The 14,737-nt window shown below is 70.0% G+C and carries 10 protein-coding genes and 2 pseudogenes; 8 read left to right on the forward strand and 4 right to left on the reverse strand.

Translation table 11 applies throughout. The annotated features are described in order from the left end of the window. Positions 1 to 123: 123 nt before the first annotated feature. The 8 genes and pseudogenes from AVMA1855_RS03970 to AVMA1855_RS04005 all read left to right on the forward strand — a co-directional run bounded on the left by AVMA1855_RS03970 (position 124) and on the right by AVMA1855_RS04005 (position 9,051). Complete coding sequence (locus AVMA1855_RS03970) at positions 124 to 1,086, forward strand: ABC transporter permease (protein ID WP_284424694.1); 963 nt, start codon at positions 124 to 126, stop codon at positions 1,084 to 1,086. Beyond that, positions 1,086 to 1,973, forward strand: coding sequence for an ABC transporter permease (locus tag AVMA1855_RS03975; protein WP_284405522.1), 888 nt, complete (start codon positions 1,086 to 1,088; stop codon positions 1,971 to 1,973). Before AVMA1855_RS03970 ends, AVMA1855_RS03975 begins: the two co-directional genes overlap by 1 nt. 28 nt (positions 1,974 to 2,001) lie before the next feature. Next, positions 2,002 to 3,021, forward strand: a complete 1,020-nt coding sequence (locus AVMA1855_RS03980) for an ABC transporter ATP-binding protein (protein WP_284424767.1) — start codon at positions 2,002 to 2,004, stop codon at positions 3,019 to 3,021. Then, positions 3,018 to 3,956 carry an ATP-binding cassette domain-containing protein gene (locus AVMA1855_RS03985; RefSeq protein ID WP_284424695.1) on the forward strand — a complete coding sequence of 313 codons (939 nt, stop codon included), beginning with the start codon at positions 3,018 to 3,020 and terminating at the stop codon, positions 3,954 to 3,956. Before AVMA1855_RS03980 ends, AVMA1855_RS03985 begins: the two co-directional genes overlap by 4 nt. Before the next feature lie 125 nt (positions 3,957 to 4,081). Continuing rightward, positions 4,082 to 5,572, forward strand: a complete 1,491-nt coding sequence (locus AVMA1855_RS03990; protein ID WP_284424696.1) for an ABC transporter substrate-binding protein — start codon at positions 4,082 to 4,084, stop codon at positions 5,570 to 5,572. 17 nt (positions 5,573 to 5,589) lie between these two features. Then, positions 5,590 to 7,032 (forward strand): amidase, encoded by a 1,443-nt coding sequence (locus AVMA1855_RS03995; RefSeq protein ID WP_284424768.1) that lies wholly within the window; start codon positions 5,590 to 5,592, stop codon positions 7,030 to 7,032. A 102-nt stretch (positions 7,033 to 7,134) separates the two neighbouring features. Further along, positions 7,135 to 7,740 (forward strand): annotated as a pseudogene (locus AVMA1855_RS04000) (hypothetical protein). A gap of 67 nt (positions 7,741 to 7,807) precedes the next feature. Next, positions 7,808 to 9,051 (forward strand): annotated as a pseudogene (locus AVMA1855_RS04005) (MFS transporter). A gap of 168 nt (positions 9,052 to 9,219) precedes the next feature. On the opposite strand, the gene AVMA1855_RS04010 reads toward AVMA1855_RS04005, so the two are convergent. The 4 genes from AVMA1855_RS04010 to AVMA1855_RS04025 form a co-directional block, all read right to left on the reverse strand. Then, positions 9,220 to 9,705 carry a hypothetical protein gene (locus tag AVMA1855_RS04010; RefSeq protein WP_284424697.1) on the reverse strand — a complete coding sequence of 162 codons (486 nt, stop codon included), beginning with the start codon at positions 9,703 to 9,705 and terminating at the stop codon, positions 9,220 to 9,222. 28 nt (positions 9,706 to 9,733) lie between these two features. Beyond that, positions 9,734 to 10,669 carry a hypothetical protein gene (locus AVMA1855_RS04015; RefSeq protein WP_284424698.1) on the reverse strand — a complete coding sequence of 312 codons (936 nt, stop codon included), beginning with the start codon at positions 10,667 to 10,669 and terminating at the stop codon, positions 9,734 to 9,736. 215 nt (positions 10,670 to 10,884) lie between these two features. Then, positions 10,885 to 12,096, reverse strand: coding sequence for an FAD-dependent monooxygenase (locus AVMA1855_RS04020; protein WP_284429223.1), 1,212 nt, complete (start codon positions 12,094 to 12,096; stop codon positions 10,885 to 10,887). A gap of 102 nt (positions 12,097 to 12,198) precedes the next feature. Continuing rightward, positions 12,199 to 14,721, reverse strand: a complete 2,523-nt coding sequence (locus AVMA1855_RS04025; RefSeq protein ID WP_502870260.1) for a putative bifunctional diguanylate cyclase/phosphodiesterase — start codon at positions 14,719 to 14,721, stop codon at positions 12,199 to 12,201. Between the last annotated feature and the right edge of the window lie 16 nt (positions 14,722 to 14,737).

Raw genomic sequence — 14,737 nt, forward strand, 5'->3', positions numbered from 1 at the left:
TACCGGTGCACCGCACGCGCCCCGCCTCCGACCGCCGCACGGTGTTTGCCGCTATGCTGCACCCACACCGCCCTGCCCCTTTCGGCAGCCCGGACGCCTTGCGGCGCCCTTCCGATCCATCCCATGGGACCCTTCCTCCTCAAACGGCTGCTCACGCTCATCGCCACGCTGGCCGGGGCGTCGGTGGTCGTGTTCGTGGTGCTGGAGATCCTGCCCGGCAATGCGGCGCAGATGCTGATGGGACCGGATGCCTCGCCCGAGGCCGTGGCCGCCCTGGCGACGAAGCTGGGGCTGGACCAGCCCGCGCTGCAGCGCTACGGCCACTGGGTGGGCGGGCTGCTCACGGGCCAGCTGGGCGACAGCTACGCCTACGGCACTCCGGTGCGGGACCTGGTTCTGGAGCGGCTGGCGCTCACCGTGCCGCTGGCGCTGATGGCCATGGCGATCACCACCGTGCTGGCGCTGCTGGCGGGCGTGTACGCGGCACCGCGCCACAACCGCTGGGGCGACGTGGGCGTGATGGGGCTGGCGCAGATCGGCATCGCCATTCCGAATTTCTGGTTCGCCATCCTGCTGATCCTGCTGTTCTCGGTGAAGCTGCAATGGTTCGCGGCGGGCGGCTTTCCGGGCTGGACCGAGGACAGCGGAGGCAGCCCGCTCGAGGCGCTGAAGGCACTGCTGCTGCCCGCGATCTCGCTGGCCGTGGTGCAGGCGGCGATCCTGGCGCGCATCACCCGCTCGTCGGTGCTGGAGGTGCTGCGCGAGGACTTCGTGCGCACGGCCCGCGCCAAGGGCCTGTCGCGCCGCGCGGCGCTCTGGGGCCACGTGCTGCGCAACGCGATGATTCCCGTGGTGACGGTGATGGGCCTGCAGTTCGCCAACCTGCTGGCCGGCACCATCGTGGTGGAGAACGTGTTCTACCTGCCGGGCCTGGGGCGGCTGATCTTCCAGTCGATCGCCAACCGCGACCTGATCGTGGTGCGCAACTGCGTGATGCTGCTGGCGGCCATGGTGATCGTGGTGAACTTCGTGGTGGACCTTCTCTATGCCGCCATCGACCCGCGCGTGAAAGCGAGCGACCTGTGATGCCCCCGTCCCCCGCCACGCCCTCCCAGCCCGTCCCGGCAGCGGGGGCCGCGCCGTCCGGCCTGCGCCGCGCGCTGCGCCACCGCAGCTTCGCCATCGGCGCGGTGCTGTCGCTGCTGCTGGTGCTGGCGGCGCTGGTGTCCTTCGTGTGGACGCCCGGCTCGCCCTACGACATGGACATGGAGGCCAAGCTGCTGCCCCCCTCGGCCGCGCACTGGCTGGGCACCGATGCGTTCGGGCGCGACGTGGCCTCGCTGCTGCTGGTGGGCGCGCGCAATTCCATCCTGGTGGGGGTGATCGCGGTGGGCATCGGCCTGTCCATCGGCACGGCGCTCGGGCTGCTGGCGGCGGCGCGGCGCGGCTGGGTGGAAGAACTCATCATGCGGATGGCGGACTTCACCTTCGCGTTCCCGGCGATTCTCTCGGCCATCATGCTCACCGCCGTGTTCGGGGCGGGCGTGGTCAATTCGATCATCGCCATCGGCATCTTCAACATCCCCACCTTCGCCCGGGTCACGCGCGCCTCGGCCAATGCCGTGTGGTCGCGCGAATTCATCCTGGCGGCGCGCGCCTGCGGCAAGGGCCCGTGGCGCATCACGCGGGAGCACGTGCTGCCCAACATCGCGGCGGCGCTGATCGTGCAGGCCACGATCCAGTTCGCGCTGGCCATCCTGGCGGAGGCCGCACTGTCGTACCTGGGCCTGGGCACGCAGCCGCCGCAACCGTCCTGGGGCCGCATGCTGAGCGAGGCGCAGACACTCATGTTCCAGGCGCCGCTGCTGGCCGTGTGGCCCGGCGTGGCGATCGCGCTGGCGGTGCTGGGGCTGAACCTGTTGGGCGACGGCCTGCGCGACCTGCTCGACCCGCGCCTGTCGCGCCAGCGCTGACGCCATGGACTCCCACGCCCCGCCCGCCATGCCCCTGCTCGAAGTCTCCGACCTGCACGTGCGGCTGCACACGCACCGCGGCCCGGCCGATGCCGTGCGGGGCGTGGGCTTCACGCTCGAACGCGGCGAGACGCTGGGCCTGATCGGCGAGTCGGGCTGCGGCAAGTCCCTCACCGCCATGGCGCTGATGGGCCTGCTGCCGGACCGCGCCACCACGCACGGCAGCATCCGCTTCGACGGCACCGAGCTGCTGGGCCAGGACGAGGCGGCGCTGTGCCGCATCCGCGGGCGCCGCATCGGCATGGTCTTCCAGGAGCCCATGACGGCGCTCAACCCGGTGCACACCATCGGCCGGCAGGTCGCCGAGCCGCTTCGGCAGCACCTGGGCCTGCCCGCCGCCGCGGCGCGCGCACAGGCCGTGGCGCTGCTGGACCGCGTGGGCATCCCCCGAGCGGCGCAGCGCTTCGATGCGTTCCCGCACCAGTTCTCGGGCGGGCAGCGCCAGCGCATCACCATCGCGATGGCGCTGGCCTGCGGGCCGGACCTGCTGATCGCCGACGAACCCACCACCGCGCTGGACGTGACGGTGCAGCAGCAGATCCTGGGGCTCATCGGTGAATTGGTGGCCGAGCGCGGCATGGCGCTGATCCTGATCTCGCACGACCTGGGCGTGATCGCGCAGAACGTGGACCGCATGCTGGTGATGTACGGCGGCACGGTGGTCGAGCGCGGCCCCACGGCGGCAGTGTTTTCGGCCATGGCCCACCCCTACACGCGGGGGCTGTTCGCGGCCCGCCCGCGGCTCGATGCGGCTGCGTCGGGAAGGGGCGCCCACGGTGCGCGCGTGCGCCTGCCCACCATCGCCGGCACGGTGCCGGAACTGGTGGACCTGCCGCCCGGCTGCCCGTTCGCGGGCCGCTGCGGCTTCACGGTGCCCGCGTGCTACCCGGCCCTGCCGGCGCCCGTGCCGCTGGGCGACGGCCATTCGGCCCGCTGCATTCGCCTGGACGCGGTGGCGGCAGCGGCGGTGCAGGAGGGCCGGGCATGACCTTGGATGCCACTATCAAAAACATAGCAATCACGGCAATCAGTACTAGGGCACAGGACCGATTCGACCCCGAAGAGCCCCCCCTGCTGCAGGCCACCGGCCTGGTGCGCGAATACGCCCTGCCGCGCGAGCGCCTGTGGTCGCCGCCGCCCACGGTGCGGGCGCTGGACGGGGTGAGCCTGTCCATCGCCGCCGGCCGCAGCCTGGGCGTGGTGGGCGAATCCGGCTCGGGCAAATCGACGCTGGCGCGGCTGGTGATGGCGCTCGATGCGCCCACCGCCGGCAGCGTGCACCTGCTGGGCCGCGATCTGCACGCGCTGCCGGCGGCCGAACTGCGGGCCGCGCGGCGCGATTTCCAGATGGTGTTCCAGGACCCCTACGGCTCGCTCGACCCGCGCCAGACGGTGGCGCGCATCGTGGCCGAGCCGCTGCAGGCACTGCCCGCCACGCCGGGCACGGCGAAGGTGTCGCGTGCCGAGCAGCGCGAGCGGGCCGGCGAGGCGCTCGCCCAGGTGGGCCTGCGCACGAGCGACCTGGACAAGTACCCGCATGAGTTCTCGGGCGGGCAGCGCCAGCGCATCGCCATCGCGCGCGCCATCGTCACGCGGCCGCGGCTGGTGGTGGCCGACGAGCCGGTGAGCGCGCTCGACGTCTCGGTGCAGGCCCAGGTGCTGAACCTGCTGCAGGACCTGCAGGAGCGCTTCGGCATCACCTACCTGCTCATCAGCCATGACCTGGCCGTGGTCCACCACCTGTGCGATGAGGTGGTGGTGCTCTACCAGGGCCGCATCGTGGAGCGCGGCACGCCCCAGGCGCTGTTCACCCAGGCCGAGCACCCCTACACCCGCGCGCTGGTGGCCGCCGTGCCATCCATCGAACCCGGGCGAGCGCGTGCGCCGGCGGCGCGGCGCCCCCCGGCCGGGCCCGGGGTGTAGTAAAAAGCCTGTTGGCCGCCGAGGGCGCGCGCCGCCGGCCGATCCACCCCGCCGATCCGATGCCGCCGCCCGCCCCCTCGCCTTCCGTCCCGCCCCTGGTCTGTTCCTATCCGGAGAATCCGCCCATGCTGAACCGTCGCACCGTCCTCGCCACCGGCGCCCTGGCCACCGTGCCGCTCGCCGCGCCCCTGCAGGCGCTGGCCCAGGGCAAGAAGGACGCCGTCACCCTCGCCATGACGCTGGAGCCCCCGGGGCTGGACCCGACGGCCGGCGCGGCCTCGTCCATCGGCGAGATCACGCTGTACAACGTGTTCGAGCCGCTCACCAAGATCAACGCGGACGGCAGCGTCTCGCCGCTGCTGGCCGAAAGCTGGGAGGTCTCGCCCGACCTCAAGACCTACACCTTCAAGCTGCGCGGGAACGTCAAGTTCCACAACGGCGCGCCGTTCAACGCGGCGGCCGTCAAGTTCTCGTTCGAGCGCGCGGCGGGCGACAAGAGCACCAACAAGGACAAGCGCACCTTCGCCAACCTCACCACGCAGGTGGTGGACGACCTCACGGTGGTGGTGATCAACAAGGACATCGACCCCGACCTGCTCTTCCTGCTGGGCCAGGCCACCGCCGTCATCGTGGAGCCGGGCAGCGCCGACACCAACGCCACCAAGCCCGTCGGCACGGGGCCGTACCGGCTCGAATCGTGGAGCAAGGGCGCCTCGGTCACGCTGGCGCGCTGGGACGGCTACCGCACGGCGAACGCGATGCACATCCGCCGCGCTACGTTCCGCTTCATCTCGGACCCGGCCGCGCAGGTGGCGGCCCTGATGGCGGGCGACGTGGACGCGTTCCCGCGCGTCACGCCGCGCAGCGTGGCGCAGTTCAAGGCCAACCCGCGTTTTCAGGTGATCGTGAGCGGCTCGCGCGCCAAGACCATCCTGGCCATCAACCAGCAGAAGAAGCCGCTGGACGACGTGCGGGTGCGCCGCGCCATCGCGGCCGCCATCGACCGCAAGGCCGTGATCCAGGGCGCCGGGGACGGCCTGGGTGTGCCGATCGGCAGCCACTACGTACCGGGCGCCTTCGGCTACCTGGACACCACGGGCATCAACCCCTTCGACCCCGAAAAGGCGAAGAAGCTGCTGGCCGAGGCCGGCGTGAAGACGCCGCTGGAGCTGACCATGACACTGCCGCCCACGCCCTACGCGCGCCAGGGCGGCGAGGTCATCGCGGCGCAGCTGGCCAAGGTGGGCATCGTCGCCAAGCTGCAGAACGTGGAGTGGGCGCAGTGGCTGAGCGGCACCTACGGCAACAAGAACTACGACCTCACCCTCATCTCGCACGTGGAGCCGTTCGACCTGGGCAACTTCGCCAAGCCCGACTACTACTGGGGCTACAACTCGCCCAAATTCAACGCGCTGTACGAGCAGATCAAGAACGCCGCCCGCCCCGCCGACCGGGCGCGCCTGCTGGGCGATGCGCAGCGCCTGCTGGCCGAGGATGCCGTGCATGCCTTCCTGTACCAGCCGCAATGGGTCACGGTGGCCAACAAGAACCTGCGCGGGCTGTGGAAGGACATGCCGATCTTCGTGAACGACCTGTCGGCCCTGTCCTGGGCCTGAGCGTGAACGAGCCCGCCATGCCCCAGGCCGCCTCCACAACGCCCGCATCGTCCGCCTCATCCGCACTGCACGACCTGCCCGCCCACGCCCTGCTCGACGCCTACCGCAGCCGCCGCCTGTCCCCGGTGGAGGTCACGCAGTCGGTGCTGGACCACATCGCCCGGTGGGAGCCCCACCTGTGCGCCACCTACCTGCTGCGCCCCGAAGCGGCCCTGGAGCAGGCCCGCGCGAGCGAGGCGCGCTGGCTGCGCGGCGCCCCGCAGGGCCTGCTGGACGGCGTGCCCGCCACCATCAAGGAAAACATCGCCACCGCGGGCGACCCCACGCCGCTGGGCACGGCCGCGACGGTGCTGGTGCCGGCCCCGGCCGATGCCCCGCCGGCCGCGCGGATGCGCGAGGCCGGCGCGGTGATCGTGGCCAAGACCACCATGCCCGACTACGGCATGCTGTCGTCCGGTCTGTCGAGCTTCCATGCGCTGGCGCGCAACCCGTGGGACCGCTCCAAGGGCCCGGGCGGCTCCAGCGCCGGCGGGGGCGCGGCCGCAGCGGCGGGCTACGGGCCGCTGCACATCGGCACCGACATCGGCGGCTCGCTGCGCCTGCCGGCCAGCTGGTGCGGCATCTTCAGTTTGAAGCCCAGCCTGGGCCGCATTCCCATCGATCCGCCCTACACCGGCCGCGCCGCCGGCCCGATGACGCGCACCGTGGCCGACGCCGCGCTGATGATGCAGGTGCTGAGCCAGCCGGATGGGCGCGACAGCATGGGACTGCCGTTCCAGCCCATCGCCTGGGGCGATGCCGCGCGCGGGCCCGAGCGGCTGCGCGGACTGCGCCTGGGGCTGCTGCTGGATGCCGGCTGCGGCCTGCCGGTGGACCCCGAGGTGCGCGCAGCCATCGAGCAGGCCGCGCGCTGGTTCGAGGCGGCGGGCGCTCACATCGAGCCCATGACACCGTTCATGACGCAGGGGATGCTCGACGGCATGGACCATTTCTGGCGCATGCGCTCCTACACCGACCTGCAGACCCTGCCCGAGGAGCGGCGCGCCCGCGTGCTGCCCTACATCCGTGCCTGGGCCGACAGCGCAGCGGGCCTGTCGGGCACCGAAGTGTTCCACGCCAGCCAGCAGTTCCACGCGACGCGCGTGGCCACGGTGCAGGCCTGCGGCGCGTTCGACTACGTGCTCTCGCCCGTCGCGCCCCTGCCCGCCTTCGCGGCCGAGCTGCCCTCGCCCACCGACGACCCGCTGCGCCCGCTGGAGCACATCGGCTTCACCGTGCCGTTCAACATGTCCGAGCAGCCTGCCGCCTCGGTGAACTGCGGGTACACGGCCGCGGGCCTGCCGATCGGGCTGCAGATCGCCGGGCCGCGCTTCGACGACCTGGGCGTGCTGCAGGTCGCCCATGCCTTCGAGCAGATCCGCGGGCCGCAACGCCCCTGGCCCCAGCCCCCCGGGACCTGACGGGTGCGCCCGCGAGCGCGCCTTTCAGGCCCATGTTCCTTTCAACGCCTGCCCTGCTTTCCTTCACCCCCGTTTTCCCGACACCACGGCCCGACCCCGCACATGGACACCTTTCTTCTGGCGATCCTGATCGCCACCGGCACCTACGCCCTCAACGCCCGCCAGCAGCGCCGGCGCATCGCGCTGCTGGCGCGCCACCTGGCCAACTACCAGATCGAGAAGCTGATGGAGAACCTCACCGAGGGCTACCTGCGCGCCCTGGGCGAGAGCGAGCCGCAGCGGCGCGACCAGATCTGGAGCCTGCTGACCACCACCGAATCGCAGCTGACCGAGCAGTTCAACCGCTTCACGGCCGAGTTCTCGCGCCTGGACCCGGCGCTGACCCGCGTGAGCCGCATCGCGATCAGCCTGCCGTTCGCCCACCAGCTGTTTCCATCGGCCGCGTTCGACATGCGCAAGGCCCTGCTGGTGCATGCCCAGGGCATCGACCGCGCGGTGCGCAACGAAGCCGGCCGCGATGCGCGCGACAAGGCCTTCACCCTGTCGGCCGAGCTGTTCCTGATGCAGCACACCTGCCACTGATTCTGCAAATCGAAGACCATCGCCTCGGCCCGCATGATGGCGCGGCACCAGACGCCTTACGACCAGCTCGTGGCCTCGGTGTCGCCGGAGACGCGCAAGGCCTATCTGGCGCTGGTCAACGGCTGACCGCCCTCATCGTCCACACCCCGCCCCACCCCACCCCACCCCACCCCACCCCACCCCGCCATCGCCCATGCCCACCGCGCCCGCCGCACCGCCCCCTGCCGCCCTGGCGCCGCGCGCGGCCTGGGGCATGCTGCTGGCGCTGGTGTCGGGCTTCGCGCTGAGCCAGGCGTTTCGCACCATCACCGCGATCATCGCCACGGGCCTGCGGGCGGAGTTCGGGCTATCGGCCGCGGCGCTGGGCGCCTTCGCCGGGGCCTTTGCGTTCGCCTTCGGCACCATGCAGCTGTTCATGGGCATCGGGATCGACCTGTACGGCGTGCGGCGCACGCTGCTGGCGGCGTTTCCGCTGGCCATTGCGGGCGCGCTGCTCTCGGCGCTGGCGCCGGGCTACGGACTGGTGCTGCTCGGGCAGGCGCTGATCGGCGTGGGCTGCGCCCCGGCCTTTCTGGTGTGCACCGTGTTCATCGCGCGGCATTTTCCGGCCCAGCGGTTCGCGGTGGTGTCGGGCGTGGCCATGGGCGTCGGCGGCCTGGGCATGCTGTTCACGGGCACGCCGCTGGCCTGGCTGGTGCAGCACGCGTCGTGGCGCTGGGGGTTCGGCGTGCTGGCGGGCCTGGCCGCGCTGGCGTGGCTGCTGATCTTCTGGAAGGTGCACGAGCCCGCGCGGCCGCACGCTGACGGCGCCCCGCGCGAATCGGTGGGCGCCGCCGTGCGTGGCTTCGCGGCGCTGTTCCTGCTGCCGCACACGGCAGGCATCGTGCTGCTGGCGCTCAACACCTATGCATCGTTTCTCGCACTGCGCGGGCTGTGGCTGGGGCCGCTGCTGATCGAGCGGCACGGCTTCTCGCTGGTGCAAAGCGGCAACGTGGCCGTGGTGGTGTCGCTGGTGTCGCTCTTCAGCCCCGCGCTGTTCGGGCGGCTGGACCCGGGCCCCGCGCGGCGCCGGCGCTGGATCGCCGGGTTCACCGGCGTGCTGGCCCTGGTGTTCCTCGCCATCGGCCTCGTGCACCAGACCTGGCTGGACGTGGGCGGCGCCATCGGCGTGGGGCTGCTGTCGGGCTACATGGTGCTGCAGTACGCCGACGTGTGCGCTCGGCCTACCCCGCCGCGATGACGGGCCGTGCGATGGCCGTGTTCACCATGGCGATGTTTCTCGGCGTGGCGCTGATGCAGTGGCTGACCGGCGTGGCGGCGGCCATGGCGGCGGCGCACGGCGTGGAGCCATACACGGCCGTGATGCTGACGATCGCGGCGCTGCTGATGGCGGGAGTGCTGGCCTTCCTGCGGCTACCGGCGCCGGCGCCCACCTGAGCCGGTGCCCACCTGAGCCGGTGCCCATGGAGCGGCGCGATAGGGCTTCAAGCCAAATCGGCCTCCACCGCAATTAGCACTAGGGCGTATAGCTATTAATTTAATAGCGAATCAAGAACATCTGGCGCTCGGCATTGACGAACTTTCACTGCCGCCTGGCTTTTGCCATCAGACTTTTCCCGCCGCCCTGTCATTGACCCACTCCAAGCTCTTGCCTTTAACGCACCAGTCGGGATTGCGCACCCAGTCGGTAAACCAGATAGAAGGTTGATCTTGAAGCTGATCGCATTGGACGTAACCCAGCCGCGGCATCCATCGACTTTGCACAAGCGCAGAGGTGCTGATGATCAAGAATAAAACGCCCACGCTTAAAAACACTAGGAAGTTAAACAGAGCTTCCAACCTCTTGACCCAGACGCCTTCATAAGGGATAGCCTTGAGCACCAAGCCCAGTGGGAGAACCAACGAAATCAACAGCGCAAAAGGCGCCAGCAGTGCCGTGGGCCTGATCCGAATGACAGGCATCGAAAAGATCATTTGCTTGATCGGCGGTATGACGCTATCAAGAATGAGCCATCCAAATAGAAACGCCATAGACAGGCACAGAGGCAGGCCCCACACCAATGCCTTTCTGATCTGACGGGTGTTATTCATGGGTTAGCTCATTGAAGGAAAGACGAAATCAGTGTCGACGGCATGTCATTCGGCACAAGAAATCCTTCACTCCCTGGTCGATGGACTTGCCCATCCGAACACCCGTTTGCTCGGCAGAACTACCTATTTCCTTAGCCCAGGATTCGACAGCTCTATCGATGTAGTAAAGCCCTTGCGACATGGATTCAGGAGTGGCTTTCAGCGCATCAATCACATTTTTCTTGATCTGCCATTTGTTGTCCGCTGCATTCAAAACCGTCCCCACGACCACAGCAAAAACGGCCATGACAAAAAGTGGGGTGACCGCCACCGTGGTGAAAAGTCCTGCAAGGGTTGCGAAACCATAGGCCACCAGCCCAGCCAGTCCCCCTTTCACAGCCTCCACCCCGATTCCGCCCACCAAGTCATACATGGTCTTCTCGTCGTTGAACATGAAGTCCATCAACTCGATCCCTGTGGACACCACCACGCCCAGCATGAAGCCGCCTTTGGCGATGCCTTGCAGGCTCTTCATTCCCAAGCCCAACTGAAGCATCTTGGGATTCGTCGCCAGGTAGCGCGTGCCCTGCAATGCACTGCTGCGTTTGGCTGAGTACCCTTTGATGATGATGTACGTGCCTGTTGCCGTGGTCTTGATGTAGGTGCTGATACCCGCCATGCCGATGGCGTTCAGCGTCTTGGTGATGGCCAGCATGTCATTGGCACCCTGCGCTACGGGCCCGACCCACGGCTCGCTGGCATTCGGGCTGAACTCCTTCTGCCAATACTGCCCGAACGTGGACTGCGACAGCATCTTGCGCAGCTTGAATTCCAGCGCGGCATTGCGCCTGGCCTTGTCCTGCAGGATGCTCATGTACTGGCCCTGCGTCAGCACCAGCACGTCCACCTGGTTCTTGTCCATGGACTGGGCCAGGGTCTGTCCGTAGCCGACGTTGAAGAACGTGGCCGCGAGTTCTGCGCTCATTCAATCCCCCCTTCGAGATCGCGTTTTTATTGGGGGCGAATGCTAACTGCAGATGGGAGCGCTCCGGCTCCAGGATGCAACATTCTCTTAACTAATTGTTAACTCACCGCAATGTCCGCACAAACACACCCGTGATACCCGCAAGAAACACTCCAACCAAATCGGCCTCCACCGCAATCAGTACTATGGCGTATAGCTATTAATTTAATAGCAAACTAAAGTGAACTGGCACTGGAGCCATCGCCCCGGTAAAGCCAGGGCACGTCCAGCAGACGCTCGCCCAGCAGCCGCAGCGAGGCATCGCGCGCCCAGCGCACCGGGCCGGTGGCGTGGAAGATCCGCCCGTTGCGCGTGGAGCGCGCCTGCACCCGGGCGTTGCGCTGCCAGCGGTTGAGGGCGTAGCGGCGCAGGCGCAGGGGCACGTCGAGGTCGTGCATGGACAGGGCGCGCTGCAGTTCGGCGGCGTCCTCGATGGCCATGCCGGCGCCTTGTGCGAGGTAGGGCCGCATGGGGTGCGCGGCATCGCCCAGCAGGGCGACCCGGCCGCGCGCCATGCCGTCGGCGCCGCGCACGGGCGGGCGATCGCACAGCGGCCACAGGCGCCAGCCGCCGCCGGCGTCGGCCACGCCGCTCACTGCCTGCTGCAGCGCGGGGCAGGCACCGCGCAGCGCCGACGCCAGCCCGGCGGCGTTGGCGGCGTGGTCCCAGCCCTCCAGGTCGTCCGGCGCCGGCCCTTGCACGATCACCACCAGGTTCTGCAGTTCGCCCCGGCGCACCGGGTACTGCACGGCATGCAGGCGCGGCCCCAGCCACGCGGTGACCTGGCGGGTGCGCAGCACGTCGGGCAGGGCGTGCTGCGGCACCAGCGCGCGGTAGGCCAGGTGCCCCGTCACGCGCGGGCGCGCGTCCCCCAGCAGCGCGGCGCGCGTGCGGCTCCACAGGCCATCGGCGCCCACCAGCGCATCGCCCTCCACCTCCTTGCCGCGGCTGGTGCGCACGGTGACGACGCCCTCGGCATCGGAGAAATGGTCGATGGCGTGGGCCAGCGAGATCTGCGTGTCGGTGTACTTGGTGACGGCGGCGAGCAGCAGCCCGTGCAGGTCGGCGCGGTGGATGGTGGCGTAGGCCGCGCCGTAGCGCGCCACGGCCGTGGGCCCGAGGGGCAAGACGGCCAGTTCGGCACCGCTCAGCGCGCTGCGCACCTGCAGACGCTCCGGGAACGCGGCCACCGACTGCAGCCGATGCTGCAGGCCCCAGGCCTGCAGCCGGCGCACGACGTTGGGGCCGAGCTGCACGCCCGCGCCCACTTCGCTGAAAGCCTCGGCGCGCTCGTACAGGCGCACGTCCCATCCCGCCCGGGAGGCACCCAGCGCCGCCGCGAGCCCGCCGATGCCGCCGCCGGCGACCAACACCTGTTGTTTCTGCATGCCGGCGATTGTGCCCGCGGCAGGGCTGGCACCCGCAGGGGACAGATCAAGGAAGAAGCGATCCCGCCCTTCGCAGGGGCCGGGTGCCGGCCCCGCAGGGGCTCAGAGCGCGGGCCGCACCGCCCGCTCCAGCACCGTGGCCGGCGCCGGGCGCCCGAACAGGTAGCCCTGGAACGCATGGCAGCCGTGGCGCTGCAGGAACTGCAGCTGGCCCGTGGTTTCGACGCCCTCGGCCACCACGTCCAGGTCCAGGCTGTGCGCCAGGGCGAGGATGGTGCGCACGATGGCGGCGTCGTTGGGATCGGTGAGCACGTCGCGCACGAAGCCCTGGTCGATCTTGAGCTGGTCGATCGGCAGGCGCTTCAAGTAGCTGAGCGACGAGTAGCCGGTGCCGAAGTCGTCCAGCGAAAAGCCCACGCCGTGCGAGCGCAGCTTTTCCATGCGGGCGATCACGTCCTCCACGTCGGTGAGCAACAGGCTTTCCGTCAGTTCGATCTTGAACAGCCGCGGCTGCGCCCCGCTCTCGCGCAGCGCCTGCAGCACCTGATCGACGAAGTCGGGCTGGCGGAACTGGCGCACGCTCACGTTCACCGACAGCACCAAGTGCGCCGTGGCCGCGCTGCGGGACCAGGCCACGAGCTGCCGGCAGCCGTGCTCCAGCACCCACTGCCCCAGCGGCACGATGAGTCCGCTCTGCTCGGCCACCGGGATGAACTCGCCCGGCGACACCATGCCGCGCTGCGGATGCTGCCAGCGCACCAGCGCCTCGGCGCCGAGCATCTGGCCGCGCCGGTCCACGATGGGCTGGTAGTGCAGCATCAGCTCGCCCACCTGCAGCGCGCGGCGCAGCTCGGCTTCCAGCGCCGCCCGCGCGCTGACGGCGGCCTGCATGCCGGGGTCGAAGAAGCGCACGGCGTTGCGGCCGGCCGCCTTGGCCTGGTACATGGCCATGTCGGCGTGCTTGAGCAGGTCGTCCACGCTGCCGGCGGATTCGCCGAAGAGCGTGAGCCCGATGCTCGGCGTGCTGTGGTGGCTGATGCCGTCCAGCAGGTACGGCAGGCTCAGGGCGTTGCCGATCTTGCGCGCCAGCAGCGAGGCATCGGCGCTGGCGGCCCAGGCCTCGGCGGGCAGGCCTTCGGCCAGCACCACGAACTCGTCGCCGCCGAAACGGGCCACGGTGTCGCTCTGGCGCACGCAGCCTTGCAGGCGCTGGGCGACCTGCACCAGCAGGCGGTCGCCCATGTCGTGGCCGAGCGTGTCGTTCAGGTCCTTGAAGTTGTCCAGGTCGATGAACAGCAGCACGCCGTGCCGCCCCGTGCGGCCGACGGACAGCGTGGCGCGGTAGAGCCGGTCGATCAGCAGCCGCCGGTTGGGCAGGCCGGTGAGCACGTCGAAGAACGCCAGCCGCTCGATCTCGGCCTCGACCTGCTTGCGGTCGGTGATGCTGCGGCCGACGCCCCGGTAGCCCTGGAACGCACCGGCCTCGTCGAACACGGGCACGCCGCTGATCGACACCCAGTAGGCCGTGCCGTCCGATGCCAGCCGCTGCAGCTCGAGCTCCCGGAACGGCTCGCGCGCATCGAGCAGCCGGCGGTGCGCCGCCCAGTCCTCCTCGGTCATGTTGAGGGCGCCCAGCTCCCAGCGGGTGCGCCCCACGACTTCGCCGGGCTCCATGCCCACGGGGTTGCGCCCGCCCACGAAGTGGATGAACCGGAAGGATGCGTCCTGCTCCCAGTACCAGTCGGAGGAAAGGTCGCTCAGGCTGCGAAAGCGTGCCTCGCTCACCCGCAGTTCGGCCTGGGTGCGCACGTGGTCGGTCACGTCGGTGAAGGTGCGCACCATGCCACCGTCGGGCAGTTGTGTGGTGTGCACCTCCAGCGTGCGCCCGTGGCGCGTGCGGCGCCAGTACACCGCGGGCGACGGAATGCCGCCAGCGCTTTGCACATAGGCCCGCGCCTGCGCATCGACCAGTTCCGCGCTTTCGCCGAAATCGCCGCGCGCTTGCTGCAGCTGCTTGAGCTCCATCAACGTGGGCCGGGCATCGAGCAGTGCGCGCGGCAGCTCCAGCAACTCCAGCACCCGGTCGTTGTAGACGGTGATGCGGCCGTCGGGCCCCACGGTGTACAGGCCCTGGCTCATGCTGGCCAGCGTGGTCTGCAGCAGCGCGCGCTGCGAAGGGGGCTCGTCCGGCCACGGCAGCGCGGGCACGGCGGCGGGCACCGGACCGTGCGGCGCATGCGCATGCAGCAGCGCCGCCAGCCGCTGGGCCAGTTGCGGCAGGTGCGCGCCGCCTTCGGCGCGCAGCACGTAATCCCCGGGGCCCAGGCGCAGGGCACGCGCGGCGAGCGCCTCCTGCGCCGGGTCCAGGCAGAGCACCAGCGGCTGGGTGCGCGCCTGGGCCGCCCAGTCCGGCAAGGTGGTGGCACTGCGTTCCAGGTCCAGCACCAGCGCCTGGCAGGCCGCCGGCACGGCGAACGCGGGAGACCGCGCCACGCCATCGCGGCCGGCCGCGAAATCCGCGGGGGACACCTCCCAGTCGGGGCGGTGGCTGGACAGCCATCGCATCGCCGCGCGGGCCGGTGCCGCGCCGGTGCCCACCCATCCGATGCGCGGCCGCGCGGCCATGGCGGTGGAGACCGGC

The sequence above is a fragment of the Acidovorax sp. SUPP1855 genome (genome assembly GCF_030158955.1).
In the GTDB taxonomy this organism is placed as follows: Bacteria; Pseudomonadota; Gammaproteobacteria; order Burkholderiales; family Burkholderiaceae_C; genus Paracidovorax.